This window comes from Glycomyces tenuis DSM 44171, assembly GCF_000427885.1.
Taxonomy (GTDB): Bacteria; Actinomycetota; Actinomycetes; order Mycobacteriales; family Micromonosporaceae; genus Glycomyces; species Glycomyces tenuis.
In genome coordinates, this window is record NZ_ATYW01000021.1 from 68,020 (window position 1) to 94,189 (window position 26,170).

At 72.1% G+C, this 26,170-nt stretch carries 26 protein-coding genes and 1 pseudogene; 16 read left to right on the top strand and 11 right to left on the bottom strand.

The features are described from left to right. Positions 1-295: 295 nt before the first annotated feature. The 4 genes from YWW_RS38055 (at position 296) to ddaH (ending at position 2,881) form a co-directional block, all read left to right on the top strand. On the top strand, positions 296-442 hold the full coding sequence (locus YWW_RS38055) for a DUF4244 domain-containing protein (RefSeq protein ID WP_211228640.1): 147 nt from the start codon (positions 296-298) through the stop codon (positions 440-442). Further along, a complete protein-coding gene (locus tag YWW_RS37840) occupies positions 439-1,038 on the top strand; it encodes a TadE family type IV pilus minor pilin (RefSeq protein WP_281171016.1) in 600 nt (199 codons plus the stop codon). Before YWW_RS38055 ends, YWW_RS37840 begins: the two co-directional genes overlap by 4 nt. Further along, positions 1,035-1,586, top strand: a complete 552-nt coding sequence (locus tag YWW_RS38325; protein ID WP_081687612.1) for an Rv3654c family TadE-like protein — start codon at positions 1,035-1,037, stop codon at positions 1,584-1,586. The genes YWW_RS37840 and YWW_RS38325 overlap by 4 nt, the downstream gene beginning before the upstream one ends. Positions 1,587-2,035: 449 nt before the next feature. Next, on the top strand, positions 2,036-2,881 hold the full coding sequence (gene ddaH / locus YWW_RS0120150) for a dimethylargininase (RefSeq protein ID WP_051326094.1): 846 nt from the start codon (positions 2,036-2,038) through the stop codon (positions 2,879-2,881). Positions 2,882-2,905: 24 nt separating this feature from the next. Here ddaH and YWW_RS31855 read toward each other — a convergent pair whose 3' ends face one another. Beyond that, positions 2,906-3,502 carry a hypothetical protein gene (locus tag YWW_RS31855; RefSeq protein WP_211228632.1) on the bottom strand — a complete coding sequence of 199 codons (597 nt, stop codon included), beginning with the start codon at positions 3,500-3,502 and terminating at the stop codon, positions 2,906-2,908. Between the two features lie 132 nt (positions 3,503-3,634). Beyond that, entirely contained in the window at positions 3,635-4,141 is a 507-nt protein-coding gene (locus YWW_RS34375; RefSeq protein ID WP_026931516.1) for a hypothetical protein, read from the bottom strand. 195 nt (positions 4,142-4,336) lie between these two features. On the opposite strand from YWW_RS34375, the gene pdhA reads away from it, so the two are divergent. The 4 genes from pdhA (at position 4,337) to YWW_RS34380 (ending at position 9,711) form a co-directional block, all read left to right on the top strand. Further along, positions 4,337-5,494, top strand: coding sequence for a pyruvate dehydrogenase (acetyl-transferring) E1 component subunit alpha (gene pdhA / locus YWW_RS0120165; protein ID WP_026931517.1), 1,158 nt, complete (start codon positions 4,337-4,339; stop codon positions 5,492-5,494). Next, complete coding sequence (locus YWW_RS0120170; RefSeq protein ID WP_026931518.1) at positions 5,494-6,468, top strand: alpha-ketoacid dehydrogenase subunit beta; 975 nt, start codon at positions 5,494-5,496, stop codon at positions 6,466-6,468. The genes pdhA and YWW_RS0120170 overlap by 1 nt, the downstream gene beginning before the upstream one ends. Before the next feature lie 10 nt (positions 6,469-6,478). Then, complete coding sequence (locus YWW_RS0120175) at positions 6,479-7,810, top strand: dihydrolipoamide acetyltransferase family protein (protein ID WP_026931519.1); 1,332 nt, start codon at positions 6,479-6,481, stop codon at positions 7,808-7,810. 440 nt (positions 7,811-8,250) lie between these two features. Beyond that, positions 8,251-9,711 (top strand): hypothetical protein, encoded by a 1,461-nt coding sequence (locus YWW_RS34380; RefSeq protein WP_051326095.1) that lies wholly within the window; start codon positions 8,251-8,253, stop codon positions 9,709-9,711. Between the two features lie 187 nt (positions 9,712-9,898). Here YWW_RS34380 and YWW_RS31870 read toward each other — a convergent pair whose 3' ends face one another. Beyond that, entirely contained in the window at positions 9,899-10,303 is a 405-nt protein-coding gene (locus tag YWW_RS31870) for a dihydrofolate reductase family protein (RefSeq protein WP_081687613.1), read from the bottom strand. A gap of 102 nt (positions 10,304-10,405) precedes the next feature. Here YWW_RS31870 and YWW_RS0120190 point away from each other — a divergent pair, with 102 nt between their 5' ends. The 4 genes from YWW_RS0120190 (at position 10,406) to pstB (ending at position 14,642) form a co-directional block, all read left to right on the top strand. Beyond that, on the top strand, positions 10,406-12,193 hold the full coding sequence (locus YWW_RS0120190) for an NHL domain-containing thioredoxin family protein (RefSeq protein ID WP_026931520.1): 1,788 nt from the start codon (positions 10,406-10,408) through the stop codon (positions 12,191-12,193). Positions 12,194-12,314: 121 nt separating this feature from the next. Next, a complete protein-coding gene (locus tag YWW_RS0120195; protein ID WP_026931521.1) occupies positions 12,315-12,512 on the top strand; it encodes a hypothetical protein in 198 nt (65 codons plus the stop codon). Positions 12,513-12,795: 283 nt separating this feature from the next. Continuing rightward, a complete protein-coding gene (locus YWW_RS0120200; RefSeq protein WP_026931522.1) occupies positions 12,796-13,650 on the top strand; it encodes a DUF6042 family protein in 855 nt (284 codons plus the stop codon). A gap of 131 nt (positions 13,651-13,781) precedes the next feature. Beyond that, complete coding sequence (gene pstB, locus YWW_RS0120205; RefSeq protein ID WP_051326096.1) at positions 13,782-14,642, top strand: phosphate ABC transporter ATP-binding protein PstB; 861 nt, start codon at positions 13,782-13,784, stop codon at positions 14,640-14,642. Positions 14,643-14,720: 78 nt separating this feature from the next. Here the strand turns inward: pstB and YWW_RS0120210 are convergent, their stop codons facing one another. From YWW_RS0120210 to YWW_RS0120225, 4 genes are all read right to left on the bottom strand, one after another. Continuing rightward, positions 14,721-15,746 carry a hypothetical protein gene (locus YWW_RS0120210; RefSeq protein WP_155830293.1) on the bottom strand — a complete coding sequence of 342 codons (1,026 nt, stop codon included), beginning with the start codon at positions 15,744-15,746 and terminating at the stop codon, positions 14,721-14,723. A gap of 68 nt (positions 15,747-15,814) precedes the next feature. After that, positions 15,815-16,666, bottom strand: coding sequence for a hypothetical protein (locus tag YWW_RS0120215; RefSeq protein ID WP_155830294.1), 852 nt, complete (start codon positions 16,664-16,666; stop codon positions 15,815-15,817). Between the two features lie 48 nt (positions 16,667-16,714). After that, complete coding sequence (locus YWW_RS0120220) at positions 16,715-17,272, bottom strand: nuclear transport factor 2 family protein (RefSeq protein WP_026931526.1); 558 nt, start codon at positions 17,270-17,272, stop codon at positions 16,715-16,717. A gap of 3 nt (positions 17,273-17,275) precedes the next feature. Next, complete coding sequence (locus tag YWW_RS0120225) at positions 17,276-18,721, bottom strand: aldehyde dehydrogenase family protein (RefSeq protein ID WP_026931527.1); 1,446 nt, start codon at positions 18,719-18,721, stop codon at positions 17,276-17,278. 96 nt (positions 18,722-18,817) lie between these two features. Here YWW_RS0120225 and YWW_RS37515 point away from each other — a divergent pair, with 96 nt between their 5' ends. Next, a complete protein-coding gene (locus YWW_RS37515) occupies positions 18,818-19,501 on the top strand; it encodes a hypothetical protein (protein WP_026931528.1) in 684 nt (227 codons plus the stop codon). 268 nt (positions 19,502-19,769) lie between these two features. Here YWW_RS37515 and YWW_RS37520 read toward each other — a convergent pair. Then, a pseudogene (locus YWW_RS37520) lies at positions 19,770-19,991 on the bottom strand (DUF3073 domain-containing protein); the annotation flags it as partial. Positions 19,992-20,252: 261 nt separating this feature from the next. Then, positions 20,253-21,323, bottom strand: a complete 1,071-nt coding sequence (locus tag YWW_RS0120240; RefSeq protein ID WP_026931529.1) for a Glu/Leu/Phe/Val dehydrogenase dimerization domain-containing protein — start codon at positions 21,321-21,323, stop codon at positions 20,253-20,255. 156 nt (positions 21,324-21,479) lie between these two features. Here YWW_RS0120240 and YWW_RS0120245 point away from each other — a divergent pair, with 156 nt between their 5' ends. Together YWW_RS0120245 and YWW_RS0120250 are read left to right on the top strand one after the other, a co-directional pair. Further along, positions 21,480-22,316 (top strand): DUF8083 family protein, encoded by an 837-nt coding sequence (locus YWW_RS0120245; protein ID WP_035697661.1) that lies wholly within the window; start codon positions 21,480-21,482, stop codon positions 22,314-22,316. Between the two features lie 204 nt (positions 22,317-22,520). Next, positions 22,521-22,742, top strand: coding sequence for a BldC family transcriptional regulator (locus YWW_RS0120250; RefSeq protein WP_026931531.1), 222 nt, complete (start codon positions 22,521-22,523; stop codon positions 22,740-22,742). A 537-nt stretch (positions 22,743-23,279) separates the two neighbouring features. Here the strand turns inward: YWW_RS0120250 and YWW_RS0120255 are convergent. Then, on the bottom strand, positions 23,280-24,152 hold the full coding sequence (locus YWW_RS0120255) for an HhH-GPD family protein (protein ID WP_051326110.1): 873 nt from the start codon (positions 24,150-24,152) through the stop codon (positions 23,280-23,282). Between the two features lie 61 nt (positions 24,153-24,213). Here YWW_RS0120255 and YWW_RS0120260 point away from each other — a divergent pair, with 61 nt between their 5' ends. Next, complete coding sequence (locus tag YWW_RS0120260) at positions 24,214-24,867, top strand: hypothetical protein (protein WP_035697662.1); 654 nt, start codon at positions 24,214-24,216, stop codon at positions 24,865-24,867. Here the strand turns inward: YWW_RS0120260 and disA are convergent. Continuing rightward, the gene (gene disA / locus YWW_RS0120265) at positions 24,864-25,886 is read right to left on the bottom strand and encodes a DNA integrity scanning diadenylate cyclase DisA (RefSeq protein WP_211228634.1); all 1,023 of its coding nucleotides are present in this window, start codon (positions 25,884-25,886) and stop codon (positions 24,864-24,866) included. The two genes, YWW_RS0120260 and disA, sit on opposite strands and share 4 nt — an antisense overlap. Positions 25,887-26,170 lie beyond the last annotated feature (284 nt).

A 26,170-nucleotide genomic window follows, 5' to 3' on the forward strand; every position in this document is an offset into this window, starting at 1 on the left:
CGATTCGAACCCGACCGCCGCGACGCGACTCGACCTGAAGCCGAAAGGCGCCGAGCGATGCGCGAGCGCCTGCCGCCTCAAAGCCCGATGCCGCCTCGACGGCCCCGGCGGAACCGACTGCCCGGCGAAGAACCGCCCGGCCGAGACCGACCGCACCGAGCCCGCGCCCCCGAAGAACACGGCATACCAGCCGCAACCGAACAGGCGCCGCCCGCGCCCGAAGGAGGACGAATGGAGCCCGGGACGCATGAAGGGCGTGACGAAACCGAGCTGGGGCGGCAAGTTCGCCTCGAAGATGCGAGGCGAGAGCGGGATGTCGACGGCGGAATACGCCGTCGGGACCTTGGCGGCGGTGGCCTTCGCCGGAGTGCTGCTGAAGGTGCTCACCTCCGGCACGGTCCAAAGCGCCCTGACGGACCTCATCGAACGCGCCCTGTCATGACCGGGGCCCGCAGACACCGGCGAAAGGCGCCGGGCAGGACCCGCCGCACCGCCGAAGAAGCCACCCGGACCAGACCCGACAGGGCCGGTCCGGGCCCGGACGAAACCCGGAGCAGCGGCGCCGAGACAAACCGGCCTCGGCAAGCGGCCCCACGCCCGAGCGGCGGCCCGGACGGCAGCCCCCGCGGCAGAGCGGCCAGGTGCCGGTTCCGTCCACCGCCGCGCGGACCGGGAGACAGCGGCCGCCGGCGGAGCGACGCGCGCCAGCGCGGCTTCGTCACCGCCGAACTGGCCGTCGCGCTCCCCGTCGTCGTGGCGGTGCTCGGACTGTCGATGTGGGCGGTGGCGACGGTGGGGCTGAAGGTCCGCGTGACCGACGCGGCCCACAGCGCGGCGCTCGCGGCGGCGAGGGGCGAGGACCCGCAGGTGGTCGCGGCGGCGTACCTGCCGGACGGGGCCTCGGTGTCGGTCTCGCACGACGGCGACGTGGTGCGGACGACGGTGACCGCGTCGACGCATCCGCTCGGCGCGCTGGCCCCCGCAGTGGAGGTCAGCGCCGAAGGGACGGCGCCGAAAGAACCGGGGCTGCCCGAATGACCGGACGACTCGACCTCACCGGGTCCGCCCGCCACCGGCCGAGACCACCGGTCCCCGGCCACCGAGGCGCGAAGCGAGACCCGAACACCAGAAGCCGCGCCCCGACCGAGGGCCGGAGCTCCGACCGCGAGCGAGCCCCGAACCACGGGCCAGGCTCCGAACACGAGCGCGAACGAGGCTCCGACCATAACCGCGGTTCCGTCCACGAACGAGGCTCGGCGACGGTCCTGGCCGTAGGAGTGGTGGCGACGCTGGTGGTGCTCGCCGGCGCGTTCGCGGCCCTGGGCCAGGCGACCGCCGCGCGGCATCGGGCCCAAGGGGCGGCCGACGCCGCGGCGCTGGCGGGAGCGGCCCGAGTCCTCCTCGGTGACGGAGCGGCCTGCGAGGCCGCGGCGGAATTGGCCGCGGAGGGCGGCGCCGATATCGAACGATGCGTAGTGGAGGACTTGGAGGTCACGGTCACCGTCACGGTCGAACCGTCCGGCATCCCGGCCGCGTTCGGCCCCGCCCGGGCGGTCTCCAGAGCGGGGCCGGTCATGACTCACTGACGACACTCCTGACTCATGGGCGCCACGGCTCATGAGCGACGACGAGACGCACAACAGGGCCGCGGCGGCCCGAGGCCAGGCCGCCGCGACCCGACATATGGAGCCGGTGGAAGGCCGGTGAATGGTCGACTTAGCGGGTCGAGGAGGTGCGCGGGACGCGGTCCCGCGGCCGGATCCCCGCGCGGGCGCGAGCCCGCTCTCGAAATGGGTGCTGGTCGGCGGCGGGTGGGCATGGGGAGGGGAGGCCCCGGAAGGGCCCGGCGGGCGGGCACGCGGGGAGCTTGTCCGCACCGCCACCGCGTTCGACCGGCGTATGGGCGCGCGGGCAGGGAACTCGTCCGCGGAACGACCGAGATCGGGCAGACGCACAGCGGCGGTTCGGTCACATCTCGCATGTTCCCGGGCCCACGGCGGCCGATTCCCGCTCTCTTCTGTTTACACTCGCTGACATGGAGAAACACCGTTCTTCAACCGAGGCCCCCGCGATCCGGGAGCCCGGCGGGCGCACCTACCTCATGTGCCGCCCCTCCTATTACGCCGTCGAGTACGCCATCAATCCGTGGATGGACACCTCGGCCCCCGTCGACACCGCCCGCGCCTGCGCGCAGTGGGAGGCCCTCGCCGAGGTCTACACCGGCCTCGGCCACGAAGTCCTGCGCATCGAGCCCGAGCCCGGCCTCCCCGACATGGTCTATGCCGCCAACGGCGCCTTCGTCGTCGACGGCATCGCCTACGGCGCCCGCTTCCGCCACCCCGAGCGCGCCCCCGAAGCCGACGCCCACGAGAAGTGGCACCGCGCCGCCGGCCGCGCCTTCGTCAAGCCCGAGCACACCAACGAAGGCGAAGGCGACTTCACCTACCTGCCCGGCCGCGAGCTCATCCTCGCCGGCTGGGGCTTCCGCACCGACGCCCGCGCCCACGCCGAGGCCGCCGACGTCTTCGGCCGCCAAGTCGTCTCGCTGCGCCTGGTCGACCCCCGCTACTACCACCTCGACACCGCGCTCGCGCCCCTCGACGACGGGCGGATCGCCTACTACCCCGACGCCTTCGCGCCGGGCAGCCGCCTGCTGCTCGAGCGCCTCTTCCCCGACGCGGTCATCGCCGACGCCGACGACGCCGCCGCGTTCGGCCTCAACTTCGTCTCCGACGGCACCCACGTCGTCGTCAACGCCGAGGCCGCCGGCATGGTCCGCAAGCTCCGCGACGCCGGTTACGAGCCCGTTCCCGTCGACCTGTCCGAGCTGAAGAAGGGCGGCGGCAGCGTCAAGTGCTGCACCGCCGAGCTGCGCCGATAGCGCCGCGCTGACGCCTCGACCGGCTCACACCGCGGCGAGGCTCGGACCGAGGCCCGCCGTGCCGGCCGGCCGCGACTCCCACGACTGCGGGTCGCCGATCGGCCTGTGCGGCGGGTTCTGAAGCTCGTCGATCGGCCCCCTCGGCGGAGCCTGCGCGCCGTCGATCGGCACCGCCACCGCCTGGGGGCGCCGGAAGGCCCGCGCGAGCAGCGCGTCGATCCGCCACACCCGCTTGGCGTGCGAGGCGGGCAGCCAGAAATGCCACCGGTGCGGCGCCGCCGCGCCCGGTCCCTCCAAGACCGTGAAGTTCAGCTCGACGCCCGGCCCGTTCGGGTCGGCCGACCAGCGCAGGTTCTCCACGGCCTTCACCGGCGCGTCCAGGCACGACCGGATCCGTCCGAGCAGCCGCGACTGGCGCGTGACCACGATGCGGCCGGAGGTGAGCATGAGGAGACATTCGCCGCTGGCGAGCCCGTCGGAGCCGATGCAGCCGGTCAGCAGCGCCACCGGCTCGGTCGGCCCGACGTTGCGGCGGAGGAGTGGAACGTGGCGGCTGAGGGTCGCCGTGGTCAGCCCGGCCTCGGCCGAGGAGGCGAGCATGGTGCGGGAGAAAAGGTCCATGTGCTTGTACCCCACAGATATCCGTATGCGTTCGTCACTCTGCGATGCGCTCTCAATACCTGTAACGGAAATCCGCGTATGCAGGTTACGGCTGCGGTTGTGGATTTCGGACACTCACCCCTTCGGGCGAGATCACCGCGTGTTCGGCTGTTCGACAAGGCTGACGCTGCTCGAACCGCCGTCCGAGGAGCCGCCCTGCTCGTCCGGCTCGTGCTCCGGAAGCGACTCGACCGGTACGAGCTCCCGCTCCTCGCGCGGGCCCTCCGGCGACGGCTCGGGTTCGACCGGCACCAGCCGCGGCTCCTCCTCGGCGGAGCGCTCCGGCTCCGGTTCGGCCGGCGGCGTCTCCTCCACCGTCGCCGCCTCGGGTTCGGGCGCCGACAGCGTCTCGGCGCTCGGCTCCGCGCCCTCGCTCGCCGAGGGCTCCTCCGGCTCCCCGCCGGTGGTCTCCTCGGCCTCGATCACGACCCTGTCCTGGTCCCATGCGAGTGCCTCGGCGTCCCCGTCCGCTCCGACCGCGTGCAGGAACACCCATCCCACCGCGGCGAACGACGCGACGGTCCCCGCGCTCGCGCCCACCAGCGCGAGCCACACCTCCCACGGCCAGCGCCCCACCTGGTCGCTGCCTCTGCGGCGCACGACGCGCTCCCTTCACGCCACCCCCGTGCGGCGAAACGCCCGTTCAGGACCGATGATGTCTCGAGTCGCAGCGAGGATGGCTACTCAGCGTCGAATGTCAGCCTACTAATCGTAGTTGGACGCGAGCTGTGAAGCGCGCACGCCACGGCTTTGAGATGCTTGGATACACCGGAATATCAATACGAGGAGGCAACCATGGGCTCAGTTGACCGACCGCGCCCCGCCAAGAAGACGGCCAAGAGCCGTCGGAACTCCGCCTCGGCGAACGAACCAGAGTTCGTCCAACTGCTGACCCCCGAGGGGAAGCGCCGTTCCCATCCCGACTACGACGTGACGTTCACCGACGAGGAGTACCGGGGCCTGTACCGCGACCTCGTCATCACCCGCGAGCTCGACGCCCAGGGCACGGCCCTCCAGCGCCAGGGCCAGCTGGGCCTGTGGCCGAGCCTGCTCGGCCAGGAGGCCGCCCAGGTCGGCTCCGGCCGGGCCCTCAAACCCCAGGACACCGTCTTCCCCGCCTACCGCGAGCTCGGCGTCCAGTGGTGCCGCGGCCTCGACATCATCTCCGCGTTCTCGCTGTTCCGCGGCGTCGACCTCGGCGGACGCGACACGGCCGCCGACCGCTTCCAGATGTACGAGATCGTCATCGCCTCCCAGACGCTCCACGCCGCCGGCTACGCCATGGGCGTCGCCAAGGACGGCGCCGTCGGCGGCGACGACGGCGAGGCCGTCATCGTCTACCACGGCGACGGCGCCACCTCCGAGGGCGACTTCAACGAAGCGCTGATCTGGGCGGGGGTGTTCAACGCGCCGCTGGTGTTCTTCTGCCAGAACAACCAGTACGCGATCTCCGAGCCCAACACCCGCCAGTTCCGCGTCCCGCCCCACCGGCGCGCCGAGGGCTTCGGCCTGCCGGGCGTCCACGTCGACGGCAACGACGTCCTGGCCTCGTACGCGGTCACCGAGGCCGCGCTCGACCGGGCCCGCGCCGGTGAGGGCCCGAGCCTGATCGAGGCCTTCACCTACCGGATGCAGCCCCACACCACCTCGGACGACGCCACCCGCTACCGCGACGAGGCCGAGCTGGACTACTGGAGGGCCAAGGACCCGATCCTGCGCTACCGCACCTGGCTGGAGGCCGAGTCGCTGGCCGACGCCGACTACTTCGCCGCGGTCGACGACGAGGCGGCGGGGGAGGTCCGGGAGCTGCGGCAGCGGGTCATGGACCTGCCCGATCCGGACGTGACCGACATGTTCGACGCCGTGTACACGGAGATGCCCGCGCCGCTGCGGGCCGAGCGGGCGGAGGCGGTCGCCTTCCGCGCGTCGCTCGACGAGGGGAGTGAGTCCTGATGGCGACGATGACGATGGTCAAGGCCCTCAACGCGGGCCTGCGCCGCATCCTCGAGGAGGACGACAAGGCGCTCATCATGGGCGAGGACGTCGGCCGCCTCGGCGGCGTGTTCCGCGTGACCGACGCGCTCCAGAAGGACTTCGGCGCCGAGCGGGTCGTCGACACGCCGCTGGCCGAGTCCGGCATCATCGGCACCGCGATCGGCCTGGCCCTGCGCGGCTACCGGCCGATCTGCGAGATCCAGTTCGACGGCTTCGTCTACCCCGCGTTCGACCAGCTGGTCTCGCAGCTGGCGAAGATCCCGAACCGCTCGGGCGGGCGCGTGCGCCTGCCGGTGGTCGTCCGCATCCCCTACGGCGGCGGGATCGGCGCGATCGAGCACCACTCGGAGTCGCCCGAGGCCTATTTCGCGCACACCGCGGGCCTGAAGGTCGTCACCTGCGCGGACCCGAACGACGCCTACTGGATGATCCGGCAGGCCGCCGCCTCGGACGACCCGGTGATCTTCTTCGAGCCGAAGCGCCGCTACCATGCCAAGGCCGAAGTGGACACGACCGGGGCCCCGCTGGGCCTGCACGACGCCAGAGTCGCCCGCACCGGCTCGGCGGCGACCCTGATCGCCTACGGCCCGACCGTGGACGTGGCGCTGAACGCCGCCTCGGCCGCCGCCGAGGAGGGCGTGGAGCTGGAGGTCGTCGACCTGCGCTCGCTGTCCCCGATCGACTGGGAGCCGCTCGAGGCCTCCCTGCGCAAGACCGGCCGCGCGATCGTCGTCCACGAGGCGCCGGGCACGCTCGGCATGGGCTCCGAGATCGCCGCGCGGCTCTCGGAGCGGTGCTTCTACTCGCTGGAGGCGCCGGTGCTGCGGGTGACCGGCTACGACGTGCCGTATCCGGCGAGCCGCCTCGAAGACGACTACCTTCCGAACCTGGACCGGGTCCTCGACGCCGTCGACCGGTCCCTTGAGTACTGAGGAGCGGGCCATGGGTCAGCAGATCACGTTCAATCTGCCCGACCTCGGTGAGGGACTCACCGAGGGCGAGGTCGCCGCGTGGCTCGTCGAGCCGGGCGGCGAGGTCAAGCTCAACCAGCCGTTCGTGGAGGTCGAGACCGCCAAGGCACTGGTGGAGGTGCCCAGCCCCTACGACGGGACGCTCGCCGAGCACCACGCCTCGGCGGGCGACACGGTCGACGTCGGCGCGCCGCTGGCGACGTTCGAGGTCGAGGGCGCCGAGCCCGAGCAGCGGGGCGAGGACAAGCGCACCCCGAACCTGGTCGGGTACGGCGCCAAGGAGTCGGCGCCGAAGCGGCGCAGACGCAGGCGCGAGAACGGCGAGGCGACGGCGGCGGAGCGGCCCCCGGCGCCCCCCGAGCCGGTCACCCCGCCTCCGATCCCGGCCCCGGTGGAGGCCCCGGTCACGCCCGCCGCCCCGGCCGCGCCGACCCTGGCCAAGCCCCCGGTGCGCAAGCTCGCCAAGGACCTCGGCGTCGATTTGAGCCGGGTCACGCCGACCGGGCCGCACGGCACCGTCTCCCGCGCCGACGTCGAGGCGGCCTCCCGGGCCCAGGCGGCACCGGAAGCGCGTCCGCGCCGTGCCGCGGCCCCGTCGGGCGGCGAGGAGCGCATCCCGATCAAGGGCGTCCGCAAGCTCACCGCGCAGAACATGGTGGCCTCGGCGTTCACCGCCCCGCACGTCACGGTGTTCCTGACCTGCGACGTCACCGGCATGATGGAGGCCGTCGCCGAGCTCAAGGGCCGCCGGGAGTTCGCCGAGGTCAAGGTCTCGCCGCTGCTGCTGGTCGCCAAGGCCGTCCTGCTGGCGTGCCGCCGCCACCCGATGATCAACGCCTCCTGGGACGAGGCCGCCGGGGAGATCGTCGTCAAGGGCGATGTCAACCTGGGCATCGCGGCGGCCACGCCGCGCGGCCTGGTGGTGCCGAACATCAAGGCCGCCCAGGACCTCAGCCTCGTCGAGCTGGCCGAGGCCATGGCCGAGCTGGTGCGCACCGCCCGCGACGGCAAGACGCAGCCGGCCGACATGGCCGGCGGGACGTTCTCGATCACCAACGTCGGCGTCTTCGGCGTCGACACGGGCACCCCGATCCTCCCTCCGGGTGAGTCGGCGATCCTGGTGTTCGGGGCGGTCCGGCCGCAGCCGTGGGTCCACGGCGGCGAGCTCGCCGTACGGCAGGTCACGACCCTCGGCCTGTCCTTCGACCACCGGCTCGTCGACGGCGAGCTCGGTGCGCGGTTCCTCGCCGATGTCGGTGCCTTCCTTGAAGACCCGGGGACTGCGCTGCTCGCTTGGACGTGATGCAACGCACCGATGAATCAATGGCGGTTCTTGGTATTGGGTGTTGTAATTGAGGCACTGAAGCAACGAGGAAACACAACTTCGAAGCTTCATAGTGTCGCCGATTGATGACTGGGAGTCGAGCATCACTCGGTGGCGAATGCCTCGATCGCAACTGAGGCCGCGAACGTTTCTCCTCCCATTGGTGCGGTGGACAGCGCCGAGTCCCCGCACCGCACGGAGACCCTCTCCAGGGGGTTCTCACACCGGCCGGGCGCCGCGTTGCCATGAGGGGTGGGCAACTGCCGGCGCCCGGCCTTTATCCTCCCCCCTTTTTCGCACGCCTCGACGCAATTCGTGTGTAACCCTGTCGAGTGAGCGCGCGCCCTCCTGCTGTACCGTGTGCTTCGTCTGGAGTTCCCCGCAGAACGCCAGGCCGAAAGCACCATTGAGGAGCAGCCGTGACCTCCGAGCAAGGCAACGCGTCAGCGCAGGGCGAGGACCCCCGGGACAGGGCCGACGAGAGCAGCGCCCCCGAGAACAACGCACCCGTAGAGGATGGCGCGACCCAGGGGAGCGCCCCCGAGCCTGCGGCCACCCCTGAATCCGAAGCCGCTCCCGAGCCCCAGCCGGCGACCGAGAGCGCCCCCGAGGCGGCCGAACCCGAGCCGCCCGCCGAACCCGCGCCCGAAGCGGCCCCCGAGCCCGCGCCGGAACCGGCCGCGGCCCCCGCCGCGGAGCCCGCGCCGGAGCCCCAGGCCGAGCAGCCCGAGGCCCCCGAGCCCGCGCCGGAGGCCACCACCGAGCCGGAGCCGGTCGACGAGGGCGTCACCCAGGCCATCCCGACCGCCTCGTCGCTCGACGTCGAGATCCCGCCGGCGCCCGCCGCCGACGCCGCGCCCGTGCAGCAGCCTCCCGCGCCGCCGGAGCCGCCGGCCGCCCCCGCCGAGCAGCCGCCCTCGCCCACCGAGACCACGCCCGAGCGCATCGAGGACGAGGGCACCACGGTCCTGCGGCGCGCCTCGACCGGCGCGGAGCAGCCGCCCGCGCCCGAGCCGCCGAAGGACGTCACCGACGAGGCCACCGAGGTGCTCCCCTCGACCCAGGGCGTCGGCTTCAACCCGCCGGCCCCCTACGGTGACGAGCTCAGCGCCCAGCAGTCCCCGTCGCCGCAGCAGCCGCCGGCTCCGCAGCCGTCCAGCACCGCGTGGCCCTCGCCGCCGCCGAACCCGCTCGGCGGCGTGATGCCCCCGGCCGACGCCGGGCTCTCGCCCGCGCAGCAGCCGCAGCAGGCCCCCGGGCAGGTGCCGCCCGCGGCGCAGCAGCCCCCGCCGCCGCAGTCCGACGACACGCAGCGGCTCATCATCGGCGCCCACTCGCCGCAGAGCGAGCCGCCCCAGCCGCCGATGGGGTCACAGCCGCAGATGCAGCCGGGCGCGTACCCCGGGCAGATGCCGCCCGGCTCCCAGCCGGGGCAGATGCCGCCCGGTTCGGTGCCTCCCGGCCAGGTCCCGCCGGGGCAGATGCCGACCGGCCCGATCGGGCCCGGCCAGTACCCGCCGCAGCCAGGCGGGGGCGGCAAGAAGAAGTGGCTCGTCCCGCTCATCGCGATCCTCGCCGTCGTCGTCATCGGCGGCGCGGTCGCGGCGGCGTACTTCATGTTCCTCAAGCCGCCCGCCTTCGAAGAGGGCGGATGCGTGCGCCACACCGGCGGCGACACGGCCGAGGCCATCGACTGCGAAGAGGCCGTCGACGGCGAGGACTACGAGATCACCGAGAAGGTGAGCGACGGCCAGGAATGCGCCGACGCGGGCCGCGAGACCCTCACCGTCGGCGAGGACGTCTACTGCCTGACGCTCATCGGCGGTGAAGGCGAGGGCGAAGGCGGCGAGGAGCCGACCGAGTCCACCGAAGGCGAGTAGATCGATCTGAAGCCCGGCCCGAGAGCTTCGCTCTCGGGCCGGTTTCGCGTCGGGGACGGCATCGTCCGGGCATACCCGTCCGGGGTCGAGCGGCGGCGGGTCGTCCGAGTCGAGGGAGACGTTCTCCTCCGGCCGGAGACGTGCGCGGACTCCTGGTCGTCCTCCCGCCCGACAGCCCGTCGTCGGTCTAGCGGCGGACCGGGCACCTGAGGTGGAGGGCGCGCCTGCCCTGGACGACGACCGGGTCCTCGAGCAGGATGTGCCCGCCCTGGAGCTTCGAGAAGTAGGGGACGCCCTCGCCGAACAGCACCGGCACGAGGCTGACGCACACCTCGTCCACCAGGCCGAGCGCGAGCGCCTGCTGCGTCACGTTCGCGCTGGCGACGGTGACGTCCTTGTCGCCGGCGATCCGCCTCGCGCGCTCGACCGCGGCCTCGACGCCGTCGACGAACGTCGTCGTCGGCCACCGCTCGGCGGCGTCCTCCGGAGGCCGGTGCGTGACCACGACGACCGGCGCGCCCGCCGGGTGCTTGTCGCCCCAGCCGTCGGCGGTGTCGAACAGGCGCCGGCGGGCGCCGGCGCTCCCGGTCATGACGACGCGGCGGCGCCGAACTCATCGCCCGCGCCGGCCGTCGAGCGTGATCCTCGGCCGGATCAGGGGCCGTTCGGCGGCCCGGGTGGCAGTCTTGGCGGTATGACTGACTCGCGTGTCCGGGCCGCGCGGCTGCAAGGGCGCTCATGGTTGAACACCGGCGGCAGGGAGCTGACGCTCGCCGAGCTCCGGGGCCGGGTGGCGGTCCTCGACTTCTGGACGTTCTGCTGCGTCAACTGCCTGCACGTCCTCGACGAGCTGCGCCCGCTGGAGGAGAAGTACGGCGACGCGCTCGTCATCGTCGGCGTCCACTCCCCGAAGTTCGAGCACGAGCGGGACGCGAAGGCCCTGGCCGCCGCCGTCGAACGCTACGGCGTCGCCCACCCCGTCCTCGACGACCCCGGGCTGAAGACCTGGGACGCCTACGCCGCCCGCGCCTGGCCCACCCTCGTCGTCATCGACCCCGAGGGCTACGTCGTCTCCACCATGGCCGGCGAAGGCCACCTCGAGGCCCTCGACGCGATCATCGGCGAGCTGGTGCGGACCCACACCGCGAAGGGCACCCTCCGCCCCGAAGGCACCCTCTACGTCGCCGACCCGCCAGCCGAGACCGCGCTCCGCTTCCCCGGCAAGGCCCTCGCCCTGCCCGGCGGAGACGTCCTGGTGAGCGACTCGGCCCGGCACCGCCTCGTGCGCCTGGACGCCGACCTGACCACGGTCCGGGCCGTCGTCGGCACCGGCGAGCGGGGCCGCGCCGACGGGGCCGAGCCGCGGTTCAACGAGCCGCAGGGCCTCGCGCTGCTGCCCGCCGATGTCGCCGAACGCGTCGGCTACGACGTCGTCGTCGCCGACACCGTGAACCACCTCCTGCGGGGCCTGCGCCTGTCCGACGGCGCGGTCACCACCGTCGCCGGGACCGGCAGGCAGTGGCGCTCCGACACCGGTGCCACCGCCGCCGGGGAGGTCGACCTCTCCTCGCCGTGGGACCTCGCCTGGTTCGACGGCCGCGTCGTCGTCGCCATGGCCGGGATCCACCAGCTCTGGTCCTTCGACCCGGTCGCGGGCACCGCCGGCGTCTGGGCGGGCACCACCGTCGAGAGCCTCAAGGACGGGCCGCTCGCCGAGGTGTGGATGGCCCAGCCCTCCGGGCTGGCCGCCGACGGCGACCGCCTCTGGATCGTCGACGCCGAGACCTCCGCGCTGCGCTACGTCGAGCACGGCGAGATGCACACCGCCGTCGGCCAGGGACTGTTCGACTTCGGGCACGTCGACGGCCCCGCCGCCGAGGCGCTCATGCAGCACCCGCTCGGCGTCGGCGTCCTGCCCGACGGCCGCATCGCCGTCGCCGACACCTACAACGGCGCCGTGCGAGGCTACGACCCCGCCACCGGCGAGCTCGCCACGCTCGCGAGCGGCCTGGCCGAGCCGAGCGACGTCATCGTCTCCGGCGGCAGGCCCGTCGTGGTCGAGTCGGCCGCGCACCGCCTCGTCGCCCCCGAGCTCGCCGAGGCCGCCGTCGACGGCGAGCGCCACCGCGTCACCCGCAAGCGCACCGCCGTCGCCCCAGGCGAGCTCCGCCTCGAAGTCCTGTTCGAGCCCGCCGCGGGCCAGAAGCTCGACTACAGCTTCGGCTCGCCGATCAAGGTGACGGTCTCGGCCGACCCGCCCCAGCTGCTCGCCTCCGGGGCCGGGAGCGGCGAGGAGCTCGTCCGCGAGGTCGTCCTCGCCGAGGGCGTCGACCGCGGCGTCCTCCAGGTCGTCGCCCAGGCCGCCACCTGCGACGCCGAGGCCGAGCACCCCGCCTGCCACCTCACCCGCCAGGACTGGGGCGTCCCCGTCGAGGTGAGCGCCGACGGCGCCGAGGCGCTCCGGCTGATCCTCCGCTCCTGAACGATGCGGATTTTCGGCCGGTTCGCACTGATTCGCACCGGCGCGGCGTGTCGCCGGACCGCGCGAGAGCCGCGCGCATTAGCTTGACCAGAGCACATCGCTCGCCCAAGGGAGGAAACCCGTGACCGCCGAGGCCGACGCCCGGGAACACTACGCAGCGTACGAGCACTGGCTCGTCCTCAACCCCGCCGACCAGATCGTGGAGGTGGGGCAGCTGTTGGCGCAGCAGGTCAGGACCGTCGAGTACCTCGCGCCGCGGTACGCGGGCACGCTCGCGGACTTCGAACCGGACCTGTCCGGTATTCAGTCGAACGGATAGCCGATAGCGGCCGTTCGGTCGATATTCGGCGAAATCGATCAGAGTAACGTCAGCAGCACGCGAGCGGTGCACCACCCCGCGAACGGGGCGTCGCCCCGCGCGCACCGGTGCATCACGAGCGGCGAGCCGCCTCGGCGCAAAGGGCACTCAACGGGCACTGAGCAACACCGACAACAGACCGCTGAGGCGGCTCCCCCTTCCCGCCGTCCGATTCCGCTACAGGCGGAACCATCCTGTGGACGAGCCCCGCGGCGCTGTCGGTTCGCGCTGCTACCGTCGATGGGTGGAAGCTTTCGAAAGGCCCTTCGGCGGCGACGAGTCCGGCCCCGTCCAAGCCCCGATGCACCCCGCCTGGATCAGGCTCATGCCGTGCAGCATCGAACTGTTCCGGACGGTCCCCTCGCTGAACCCGTTCCCCGCGAACTGGTGGGCCGAGGTCTTCCCCGAGGACGATCTGTGGAACGAGCCGGTCTGGTGCGATCCGGGCGACGTCGACGAGTGGATCGCCGAGGCCCGCGAGCACCACTACGGCGCCTCCCCCGAAGTCATCGAGAAGGAGGCCCGCGAGGAGTACGACCGGGCCACCGCCGAGCGGAGCGAGCGCATCGCCACGTTCACCACCCACTGCGAGCGCACCGGCCTGCCGGTCCCGCACACCGTGCGCGACCTGCTCGAGTTCCTCCTCGCGCTCGGCCTCTACCGCGGCGAGACCCGCGAAGGCCAGCTGTTCGTGGCCCCGCAGCTGTACATCAACCCCTTCGACGTGCTCGCCTTCGGCAAGCTCGAGGCCATCGAGGAGGCCGCCGACCAGCGCGGCGACCTCGAGGAGCTCACCGCCATCGCCATCAGGCGCGTCGGCGGCGTCGAGTACGAGTTCGACGACGAGGGCCGCTTCCTGCTGCCCGGCGGCGCCGCCACCGTCACCGTCCCCGTCGACCTCCTCTCCCTCGGCGACGACGCGGGCGTGCCCGCGCAGGTCGTCCGCGGGATGCTCATGGAGCTCGCCGAGGACGGCGACGTGAGCGCCTCGGTCGACCTGGCCACCGTGCCCCTCGCCGAGCAGTTCGCGCTCACCGCCTCCGACGACCTGCTCGGCGGCTATCCGAACGACGAGCTCCTGCCGCCGGAGCATGCCTGACCACACCTGGTCCGCGAACTCGGCACCGTTCACCTTCAGTTCATCCGTGCGTCCACCGGCGTGCACCTGTATGGCGTTCCATGAGTACAGGACACGTTAACGGCGGTTGAAAAACGGTGATTGGAGTTTGCGTGCCAGTGAACGAGACCGAGCGGCGAACCGAACCGGTCCAGCTCGAGACCAAGACCTCCGGCGGCCCGCAGGCGCGGACCGAGACCGAGACCGTGATCCGGCTCAGCGGCGTCGACATCCACTACGGCAAGGTCCACGCGGTGCGCGACGTCTCGCTGCCCGTGGAGCGCAACCGCATCACCGCGATGATCGGGCCCTCCGGCTGCGGCAAGTCCACGGTGCTGCGCTCGATCAACCGCATGAACGACCTCATCCCCGGCGCCAAGGTCACCGGTGAGATCACCTACCACGGCAAGGACATCTACGGCTCCGGCGTGGATCCGATCGCGGTCAGGCGCCACATCGGCATGGTCTTCCAGAAGGCCAACCCGTTCCCCAAGTCGATCTACGACAACGTCGCCTACGGTCTGCGGATCAACGGCATGACCGACGGCCTGGCCGACCGCGTCGAGCGGGCCCTGCGGAGGGCCGCGCTGTGGGACGAGGTCAAGGACAACCTCAAGAAGAGCGCCCTGGCGCTCTCGGGGGGCCAGCAGCAGCGACTGTGCATCGCGCGGGCGATCGCGGTGGAGCCCGAGGTGCTGCTCATGGACGAGCCGTGCTCGGCGCTCGACCCGATCGCGACGGCGCGCATCGAGGAGCTCATGAACGAGCTCGTCGAGGACTACACGATCGTCATCGTCACCCACAACATGCAGCAGGCCGCCCGCGTCTCGGACTCGACGGCGTTCTACTCGGCCGACGTGGACTCCGCCGGCGAGCGCTACGGCTTCCTCGTCGAGTTCGACGACACGCAGCGGCTGTTCTCCAACCCGTCGGACTCGCGCACCGAGGACTACATCACCGGCCGCTTCGGCTGATCCCGAGGCGCCGCGCGGCGCCTCGCTTCGACGGTCCGCACCGGCCAGGACGCGGCGCGGGCCGTTCCGCAGGCACGCTCAGAGCTCGTCGCCGCACAGGATCGCGCTGGTGAGCCCCTCGACGTTCATGATCTGCCAGAAGAACTCGCCGCCCGAGCACGGCGCGGACTGCTCGTTCGCCTCCTCGTTGCTCATCTCCACCGGCGGGTCCACGGTGACGGTGTCGACCACCTCGTACAGCGCCAGCTCGGAGTCGCACGGCACGCTCCACCAGGTGTCGCTGTCGTCGAAGCAGTCGCCGGTGTCCGGCGTGACCGGCATGCGGCCCTCCGCGTCCGGGTTGCCGAGGGCCTCGACGCAGTACAGCTCCTCGACGTTCGAGGTCGACTCGTCGTAGGTGAAGTACCAGTCCTTCCACGGCTCTCCGAGCTGGAATCCGCCGTAGTCCTCGCCGCACACGTCGTAGGCGGCCTGGACGTCGGCGAGCACGCCCTCGCCGTCGACGGACGCGCCGACGTCGTCGCTGGCCGCGGTGACCTCCCAGAAGGCCTCCTCGCCGTCGCACGGCGTCGAGAGGTCGAAGGAGTAGCCCGAGATCTGCGGTTCGTACGGCAGGCAGAGCCCCACCGCGTCCTCGATCGACGGCGACTCGGTGGTCTCCTCGTCCGCCGTGGGCGATTCGGTGGTCTCCTCGGGAGTCGTGTCCTCTATGGTGCCCGGTTCCGACTCGTCGTCCCGCAGGTACAGGACGAGCAGGACGATCGCGGCGATGAGCACGACCGCGCCGGCGACGGCGAGGCCCACGATGAGTCCCTTGCGGCGCCTGCGCGGCGGCGGCCCGTACTGGTACGGAGAGCCGCCGGGCGGCCCGCCCGGTCCGCCCGGCCCGGGAGGGCCGGGAGGGCCGCCCGGATAGCCGGGCCCTCCGCCCGGGGGCGGGTACGGCGGTGGGACGCCTCCCGGAGGCGGCTGCCCCGGTCCGGGCCCCGGCGGAGGGTACTGCGGCGGGCCCTGGCCTTCCGGCGGCTGGCCGGGACCGGGGCCGTACGGCTGCTGCGGGTCGGGGCCCGAGGGAGGACCGCCGTAGTTCGGAGGCTGAGCCATGGCCTCAGACTATGAGCAATCCTCGTCCGAGGCGGTGGAACCGGCCGAATCGTCGGCGCGGTCCCGCCTCACAGCTCGTTGCCGCAGATGATCGCGGTCGTCAGCCCCTCGGTGTCGGTGATCTCCCAGTAGTACTCGCCGCCGCAGGTGGCCTCTTCGAGCGCCTCCTCCTCGTCCAGGTCCTGCGGCTCGTCGAACACGACCGTGTCGACGACCTCGTAGATCGCCAGCTCGGAGTCGCAGGGCACCGTCCACCACTGGTCGCTGTCGTCGAAGCAGTCGCCGGTGTCCGGCGTGTACGGCAAGCGGCCCTCCGAGTCGGGGTTGCCGAGCGCCACGATGCAGTACAGCGAGTCGACCGTGCCCGAGGAGTACACCCAGTGCCAGTTGGTCCACAGCTCGCCGAGGTACGAGGTCCCGTAGTCCTCACCGCACAGCTCGTAGGCGACCTGGTTGTCCTCCAGGTTCCCGTCGCCGTCGACGGTCGCCTCGACGTCGTAGGACTGGTTCGTGATCTCCCAGAACGCCTCGGCGTCGTCGCAGGCCATCAACTCCAGGCCGTCGCCGGCGATCACCGGCTCGTACGGCAGGCACTGGCCGATCTCGCTCTCGTCCGGGGCCGGGCCGGTGGTCTCCTCGGCGGGGTCGGTGGTCGCTTCGGCCGGGCTGGTGGTCTCCTCCGCGGGCGTGTTGGAGTCGTCGGCGATCGGGTCGCCGTCGTCGCGGTTCGCCACGAACGTCAGCAGCAGGATCGATCCCAGCGCGAGCACGGTGCAGCCGACCACGATGGCGCCGATGAGGGCGTAGTTGCGGGGCTTGGGCTCCTCCGGGCGCGACGGACCTCCGTATTGCGGCTGGAACCCGTAGCCCGAGGGCTGCGGGCGCTCGGGCGGCATGCTGTAGTTCGGAGGAACGGTCATGTTGCCAAGCTATACAGCCGTGTCAACAGTGCCGAGGCGCCCCGTCGCTCAGTAGGAGAAGTCGCAGGCCTTCCACTCGCCGTCCTCGACGACCAGGTCGACCGTGCCGAACGGGGTCTCGATGCCGCTCACGACCATGGAGACCTCGACGGTCGCGCCCTCGCCGGTCTCGGTCGTGTCGCCGGCGACGACGTCGTCGATCAGCTCGGCCGTCTCCCCGAGCGTCTCGGCGACCGTCTCCCCCGTGGCCTCCGGGTCGGCCAGGTACATGCCCGGCTCCGAGCACAACAGCCCTTCGGAGCTCTCGTCGCTCATCCCCATCATGATCTCCACAATGGCCACGGCGACCTCTTCAGGGTCGCCGTCGGGCGTCTCGTCGGCGGCCTCCTCGGCTTCCGAGGTCGCATCGGCGCCCTCGCTCTCCGTGGCGGTGCCTTCGCCACCGTCCTGGTTCACCACGAACGTCACCAGCAGGATCGAGCCGAGCACCAGCGCGGTGCAGGCGGTGACGATGCCGCCGATGAGCGCCGTGTTCCGGCGCGGCGGGCCGCTCGGCGAGGCGTACGGGTGGTGGGGCGTATAAGGCGAATGCGAGGGGTGACTCATACGTCACAGGGTATCGGGCAGGATCAACACCCGCTCGGTCGTGTAGTCCGCCATGGCGGACGCGACGCCCTCGCGGCCCACTCCGGACCCCTTGACGCCGCCGTAGGGCATCTGGTCGGCCCGGAACGAGGGCACGTCGCCGATGACGACGCCGCCGACCTCCAGCTCCCGGTGCGCCCGCATGATCTGCGGCAGCCGCTCGGTGAACACCCCGGCCTGGAGCCCGTACCGCGAGTCGTTGATCGCCGCCAGGCCCGTCTCGAAGCTCTCGACGCTCTGGAGCACCAGCACCGGCCCGAACACCTCCTCGCGCAGCACCAGCGCGTCCTGGCGGACCTCCGAGAGCACCGTCGGCTCCAGGTTCGCGCCCGAGCGGGGCGAGCCGCCGGAGAGCACCTTCGCGCCGCCGTCGACCGCGTCGGCCACCCACGACTCGACCCGCGCGGCGGCCTCGGCGTTGATCATCGGCCCGACCTTGCACGCCGGGTCGTTCGGGTCGCCCGAGGGCAGCGCGCGGACGTGGTCGGTGATCCGCTCGGCCATGTCGGCGAACGCCCCCGCCTCGATGTAGACCCGCTGCACGGCGATGCACGACTGCCCCGCCTGGTAGTTCCCGAAGGTCGCGATCCGCTCGGCGGCCCAGTCCCGCCTCGGGTAGTCCGAGGCCACCAGCACCGCGCCGTTGCCGCCCAGCTCGAGCGTCACGTGCTTGTCCGGGACCTGCCGCAGGATCTGCGCGCCGACCGGGCCCGAGCCGGTGAACGACACCACCGGCAGCCGCGGGTCCTCGACCAGCTGCGAGGCCCGCTGGTTCGGCACCGGCAGCACCGACAGCATCGCCGGGGGCAGGTCGGTCTCGGAGAACAGCGCGCCCAGGTGCAGCGCCGACAGCGGCGTCGCCGGCGCCGGCTTGACCACGATCGGGCAGCCCGCGGCGATCGCGGGGCCGATCTTGTGCGCCACGAGGTTCAGCGGGAAGTTGAACGGCGAGATCCCCAGCACCGGGCCGCGCGGGAAGCGCCGCACGAGCGCCATGCGGCCCTCGGCGGACTCGTCGGTGTCGAGCCGCTGGAGCGTCCCGGAGAATCGCCTGGCCTCCTCGGCGGCCCAGCGGAACGTCGAGACCGCGCGCCGCACCTCGACCCTCGCCCACGCGATCGGCTTGCCGGATTCGGCGGTGATGAGCTCGGCGCACGTCTCGGCCTCTTCGTCGAGGCGGCGCCGGACGTGCTCGAGCGCCTCGGCGCGGACGTGGGCGGGCAGGGCGGCGGCCTCGGGCGCCACCCCGGCGGCGGCCGCGACGGCCGCCTCGACCTGGCCGGCGGTGGCCCAGGACGTGGCGCCGACCGGCGAGTCGTCGTAGGGGTGCGTGACGAAGAATTCCTCCTCGCCGTGCTGCGGCCGGCCGGCCACCCAAATAGGCGAAACGGGACGGAGACGTTGCGACATGGTTCAAGCCTACGGGTTCTCGCCCGCCTATGGCCGCATGAAGGCCGATCGCACCCACTTGCAGCGGATCTTGCCCCGGCAAGGCATGATGGGGCCATGAGTGAACAGCAATCAGGTGCGGGGTATCCGCAGCAGCCCACCTCCGGCCAACCGCAGCAGCAGGGGTACCCGCCCCAGTACGCCTCCCCGCAGGCGCAGTACCAGGCCCAGCAGCAGTACGCGGGCTACTCCCCTCAGGGACCGTCGTTGTTCGACCGCCTCGGCGTCCCCTCGATGCCGGCGATCCTCGGCCTGGCGGGCCTGGGCGCGCTGGTCTTGGCGGGGCTCATCGCCGGCACCAGCGACGGCACGGTGCTCGGCGAGAGCGTCGGCGGCTACCTCCGGGGCATCCAGACCGCCCTGGTCGCCACCGTCGTCATGTTCGCGTTGACGCTCTTCGCCGGTGAACGGCTTCGTCCGCTTTGGAAGACGCTGACGATTGCGGCCGTGTCGCTCTTCCTGGCGTCGTTCCTGTACGACGTGCTGTCGCTGCCCGACGGCGACAGCGGCTCCGACGCCTCGGCGTGGATCGCGGCGATCCTGCTGCTCGGCGCCATCGGCCTGTTCCTCGCCGGTGCGATCATGGCTCCCTCCAGCGCCGAGGCCGCCGCCGCGAAGGCGCAGCAGCAGGCCGCGGCCCAGCAGCAGGCGGCCGCGCAGCAGCAGGCCGGGTACGCCACCGGCCAGGCCGGCGCGCAGCAGACCCAGCAGAACCAGTGGCCCCAGGCCCCGCAGCAGTAGCGGCGACGAACGACGAGGCGGTCGCGACCTTCGGGTCGCGACCGCCTCGTCGTCGTGCTGTCTCGCTGGTCTCCGCCTCGCCTGGAAGGCCTGCGTCCGCCGCCATCGCTGCCCGGGCCCGCCGCTTCGCGACGCAAGGGTCGGCAGACCTGCGCGGGCGCGGAGGGCGGTGATGGCGACGGGTGACGTCGGATGGTGGATTGCAGGCGCCGGATCGGGCCGGGCCCGCGGCCGGTGGGCTCGCGGGCTTCGCCGAATCGGCTAACTTCTTGTCCGGCGGTACCCAGTCGTCCTCGCGGACTTCGTCGTCGTCCGGGTTGTACCGATCGGCATAAGCGGCGTATGGGTCCTCGTCGGGCTCGACGTCCCCGGCATCCTCACGACCGCCCGAGAGCTCGCGCTCGAGCGCGCGCAGGTCGGTGTTCGGAGCATGGTACTTGAGCTTCCGGGCCACTTTGGTCTGCTTTGCCTTAGCTCGGCCGCGCCCCATATGGCTCGACCCCCTCGCACAGAAATCATCGGGGCGGCCAATGCGGCGCCCCGGCATGCTTGCAATCTCTTCGTGGCTCCTACGGTACAACCTTGCGGCGCTCGACTGCATCCCGGCCCATGAGTTGGATGCCACAGAATCTCACCGATCGGACCGCCGATCGCCCTTCGGGAGGGACGCCGCCGGGGCGCGAACGACCGCTCACATCGTGGGACGAGTGACCACGATGTGAGCGGCCCGCGTGACCGTGCGCCACTGCGGTCAGCGGAAGACGCGCAGGCGCTGGAGCCGGCCGACCGCGGCCATCCGCTCCTCGGCGATCGCGTCGGCGGCGGTCACCGGCGTGACGCCCTCGCCCTTGGCCCGGTCGAGGATGCGCGCGGTGGTCTCGCCGATCCTGGCGGTGCGCCGCTCGGCGCGCTTGAAGTCGAACGGCCCGGCGTACTCCTCGGCGACCTGGATGACGCCGCCGGAGTTGACCACGTAGTCGGGGCAGTACAGGATCCCGGCCCGGTCGAGCTCGTCGGCGACGGAGGCATCGGCGAGCTGGTTGTTGGCGGCGCCGCAGACGATCTCGGCGTCGAGGAGCTTCAGCGAGTGCTCGTTCAGCGAGCCGCCGAGGGCGCAGGGGGCGTAGACGTGCAGCCCGGAGGCGATGAGCTCGTCGGTGTCGGCCACGAGCCGCACCTGCGGGAAGTGCTCGGCCGCCCAGGCGCGGGCGGCGTCGGAGACGTCGGTGGCGACGATCTCGGCGCCCGCCTCGACCAGATGCGGCAGCAGGTGGCGGCCGACCTTGCCGAGCCCGGCGACGCCGACGGTGCGGCCGGTGAGGTCCTCGGCGCCCCAGCGGTGGGCCGCGGCGGCCCGCATCGCCTGGAACACGCCGAAGGCGGTGAGGATCGAGGAGTCGCCGGCGCCGCCGTCCTCGGGGGAGCGGCCGGTGACATGGCGCGACTCGCGCGCCACGGTGTCCATGTCCTCCACATAGGTGCCGACGTCGCAGGCGGTCACGTAGCGGCCGTTCAGCGTCTCGACGAAGCGGCCGTAGGCGCGCAGCAGCGCCTCGCTCTTGGCCGTGGCCGGGTCCCCCCAGATGACGGCCTTGCCGCCGCCGTGGTCGAGCCCGGCGATCGCGTTCTTGTAGGACATGCCCTCCGACAGGTGCAGCACGTCGGTGAGGGCGGCCTCCTCGGATGCGTAGGGGTAGAACCGTGTGCCGCCGAGGGCGGGGCCGAGCGCGGTCGAGTGGATCGCGATGATGGCGCGCAGCCCGGAGTCGGGATCGTGGCAGAACACGACTTCCTCATGGCCGCATACGTCGAAGATGCTCATGGCTTGCTCCGTTCTGTGGGCGGCGGGGCCGATGCACGGCTCCGCGAGCGTCGCCGAGGGCCGCCGCCTATGGTCGGCCGGATCGCGGCCGGGGCGTTGTGACATAGCGCGGGTATGGCTATGCCTTCAGTCTAGGTCTGTGGAAGTATCTGCCTCGTGTACGCACCGAACGCGTCGTATCTGCGCGTCTACGAGCCGGCCGGGGCTTTCGCCGACGCCGACTACTGGCGCGCCTACGCCGCCTCGGGTCGCGCGCCCGAGCCCCACGAGGGCCCGAAACGGCGCCGGGAAGAACTCTACGAGCGCATCGGATGGCCCTGGCGGAGTGTCCCCTCCTTCGGGCGCGAGGCCTATGTCATCCAGCGGGGCGAGGACGCCGAGGCGCTGGTGTGCCCGTGGAACCTGCGCTACCGGATCGCCCAGGCCGCCCTGGAGCTGCGGCGCCTGACGCCCGAGCCGGTCGCCGAGGCGCTCGTCCCGCCCGACTTCCTGGCCTCGGCCGCCGAGGTCGTGGCCCACGACGACCTCACCGACCGGCACGAGGCGCCCGCGGACGCCCACGAGCAGGTGGCGTCCTGGTCGGTGCCGCTGCGCTGGTTCGCCTGCGTCCGGCCGGGGGACCGGCAGCTGGTCATCCACCCGCGGGCGACGTGGCTGCGCTACCGCACGCCGATGGCCAAGGCCCGCACGCAGCTGGTCGTGGCGCGCAACCTCATCCGCGCCGAGTTCGGCGAGGAGGCCGACTTCGGCGCGGCCATCGGGGAGACCGTCGAGTGGCTCGAGGGCTTCCACCACGACTCGGTCGTGGAGCTGGACTACGGCGGCCTGGTCACGCGCATGGACTACGAGGAGCTGCGCCGGGAGGACTCGGTCGACCTCACGTGGGAGGCCCTGGACCGGCTCGGCGCGAACGAGCCGGAGGCGGCGCAGGAATGCTATGCGCGCCTAGTGGACCGCTGGCGTGATCGTCGTCTCGGTGAACGCCTCAACTAGCCGTCCACAGTGAGGGGCGGGCCCTCCGAGCTCTGGATTCTCTAATGGAGTGATCACTCGTATGAGTGGCCCGCGCGGAAAGTCCAGTCAAAATCGGCCGTTCGGACTATGTCGGACATCTACGACAGCACGGACGATTGGAGAAGAACGAATCCAGGCTGCGGCAGCCGGTGATTCCAAGCCCGTCTGTGGAGGAGACTAACTATGACGACAGACCTGAACCTTCCGGTGGAAACAGAGGCCCTGCTCACGCCTTCTGAGGTCGCCGCGATGTTCCGTGTGGACCCCAAGACCGTCACCCGTTGGGCCAAGGCGGGGAAGATCTCGGCCATCCGCACCCTCGGCGGCCACCGCCGCTACCGCGAGTCGGAGATCCGTGCCCTGATCAACGGCGACATCCCCGGGCAGCGCGAGCCCGGCGAGTAGCGGGAGGGCCGGGCCACCCTGCCGGCCGCCCGAACGATTGGAAAGCGCGGGCCCTCCCTCAGGGCCCGCAAATCCCGACCGCCGCCGGATTCCGGCGGCGTTTTTTCGTGCCGGCGGGCCGGGAGCGGGCGGCACGGAGCATTGGAAAACGTTGGCCTGGGGAAACGTGACGGTGCCGCCGGGGTCTGAGCGCGCGGTACCTCGGCGGCATCGTCGTTGCCCGGTCGCGGACACCCTGTCCTGCGGTGTCCGCAGCCGCCCTGGTCGCTTTCAGGCGACCGGTCCGCGGTCGACGCGACGTTGTGATGGCGCGAGCCGCGTCGTCGTGTTCCTGGCCGGCCGCGCGGGGGCGGCCTGGGCGGCCGGTGTACCGGCTCTGGCACCGGCGGTGAGCACGGGCCTGACGGCCCGCCCGGCGCCCCGCTTGTGCGAGAAGCGGAGTTGGACCCAGAGCCGCCGATTCAGGTGAATCGGCACCAACCGAGCATCGTGAAGTTCTCTCAATTCTGAGGTTATCAGGGAGAACGCCCGATGTCATCAAGTCGGCAGTTCGAATCGCCCTTCCTCGTCGGTGCCCACGAGCCCGTCGGCGACGAGCTGGGCGACGGCCTCGTCGACCATGCGCCGATCGGGCCAGACCGCGTCGATCCGGTCCCTGCCGACCGGCCCGTCGGCCTCCCGCAGCACCGCCATGATCTCGCCCCGCACGTGCCGGTTCGTCCCCTGGTACCGCTGGCGCTTGCGGCTGGGACCGGCCGGGACCTCCCGGCCCGAGAAGCCGCACACGTCGCTGACCGGGCACGAGCCGCATTCGGCCTTGCGGGCCGTGCACACCAGCGCCCCCAGTTCCATCAGCGCCACCGAGACTCGGGCGGCCGTCTCCGCCTCGGCCGGGAGCAGGGCCTCGGCGGCGGCCAGATCGGCCTTGGTGGTGGCCGTCCCGGCGTCGGCCTCGCCGCCCAGGCGCGCGACGACCCGGCGGACGTTCGTGTCGACCACCGGATGGCGCCGCCCGTAGTGGAAGACGGCCACCGCCGCGGCGGTGTAGACGCCGATTCCCGGCAGCTTCTCGAGCTCGACCGGGTCCGAGGGGACGACGCCGCCGTGCTCCTCGGCGAGGATGCGGGCGCACTCCTGGAGCCGCAGCGCCCGCCTCGGGTAGCCCATGCGGCCCCAGGCGCGCAGCACCTCGGAGGTGGGCGCCTCGGCCAGGTCGGCGGGGGTCGGCCAGCGTTCCATCCACGCCTCCCACACCGGGGCGGCGCGCGCGACCTGCGTCTGCTGGCTCATGACCTCGGAGACGAGGACGCCCCAGGCGGTCGTGCCGGGGCGCCGCCACGGCAGCTCGGTGCGGCCCTGCGCGTCGAACCAGGGCAGGAGCCGCTCGGCGAGGTGGTCGGGTGCGAGCATGACGCCCATTGTCCGCGTGTAGTTCCCCGGTTCCGACTCCAGGGTGCGCTAGCGTCCCGACGTGCATCGTTTCCAGGGGAAGTTCGTGAAGGGCTCGGAGCCGGCGTCGGTGTACTGGCAGCGCCGGGCGATCGTGGCGGGCGCGGCGGTCGTCTTGATCCTGGTCGTCGTGTTCGGTCTCAAGGCGCTCGGCTCGGACAGCGGGGGCGCCACCGCCGAGGGCCAGGCCGAACCGCAGGAGTGGGTCGCCCCGTCCTCGTCCAGCACCCTCAACCGCCCCCAGGTGTCGCCGACGCCCAGTGCCGAGCCGAGCAGCGCCTCGCCGTCGCCGACGGTCCCGGCGTGCGCCGAGGACGAGTTGATGCTCCAGATCGTGGCCGCGTTCGACGAGGTCCGGTCCGGCTCGCCGGTGCCGGTGAGCGTCCTGGTCGCCAGCACCGCGGCCCAGACGTGCGCGGCCGACCTCGGCCAGGTCGCGGTCGAGCTCGCCGCCGGAGCGGACGTCGTCTACTCCACCGCGCACTGCCTGGAGGCGGAGCCGCGGGAGGTGGAGCTGGCCGAGGGCGCGGGCCAGACGGTGGAGTTCGAGCTCGACGGCCTCGCCTCGGAGCCCGGCTGCGCGGGGGACCGCAGGGAGCTGCCCGCGGGGGACTACGAGATGCGGGCGAGGTTCGGCGAGGCCGTCTCGCAGCCGACGACGCTGACGCTCACTTAGATGTACCGGTCGAGGATCGAGACCTCGGCCAGGCGGGTGAGGCTCTCGCGGATGTTCTGCGCCCGCCCCGGTCCGATGCCGTCGACGCCCTGGAGGTCCTCCACCGACACGCCGAGCAGCTCGGGCAGGGAGCGGAAGCGGGAGACGACGCGTTCGACCACGGGCTCGGGCAGGCGCGGCACCTTCGCGAGCATCCGGTACCCGCGCGGGCTCACCCGCCGGTCGAGGACGTCCGCGGCGGCCGGGTAGCCGAGCGCGCGCGCCACCGCGGCCAGGTCGAGGAGCTCGGCGGAGCTCATCTCGTCGACGGTGCGCAGCGCCTTGGGGAAGTCGGCGCCCTCGGGGAGGTAGTCGCGCACGACCAGCTCCCGGTCGGTGTCGACGCCCGCCATGAGCTCGTCCAGTTGGAGCGCGAGGAGGCGCCCGTCGGTGCCGAGCTCGATGACGTGCCCTTCGACCTCGTCGGCGATGTGGCGGGCCATCTCGAGCCGCTGGAGGACGGTGACGGCGTCGCGGACGGTGACGAGGTCCTCGATCTCCAGGCTCGACAGGTTCCCGGCGACCTCGTCGAGGCGCTGCTTGTACCGCTCCAGTGTCGCCAGGGCCTGGTTGGCGCGGGAGAGGATCTTCGTCGACGGCTCCAGGAGGTGGTGCACCGAGCCCATGTACAGGCCGATGGTGTGCATCGACTGGCTCACGGAGATGACCGGCAGGCCCGTCTGCTTCGCGACGCGCTCGGCGGTGCGGTGGCGGGTGCCCGACTCGGCCGAGAAGATCGAGGGGTCGGGCATGAGGTGGACGCCCGCGCGCACGATGCGGGAGCCGTCGGTGGTCAGCACCACCGCGCCGTCCATTTTGCACAATTCGCGCAGCCGGGTCGCAGAGAACTCGACGTCGAGCTCGAAGCCGCCGGTGCACATCGCCTCGACCTCGTCGTCGCAGCCGACGATGACGAGCGCGCCGGTGCGGCCGCGCAGGATCCTCTCCAGTCCGTCGCGCAGCGCCGTTCCGGGAGCCATCGTGGCCAGGGTCGCGCGTAGGCCTTCATCCGGGATCGCCGGCACGAGAACCCCCCATAAGTGGACTAGCTGATCCGGCGGTGCCGGCTGACAGTTCGGTGTCCGGAACCGCTCGGCGCGGCTCGGGGGCTTCGCCGGATCGGGAGGACGAAGCGGACACCGGGTTGATCCCAGTGTACGGAGGCGGCGGCCGGAGGCGGGACCCGGATTTCTCGGGGGCGCCTGAAATGTCCGTCCTTTTGCGCCGGTTCACCCCAATTGATCTGCGCCTTCAACGGTGATTG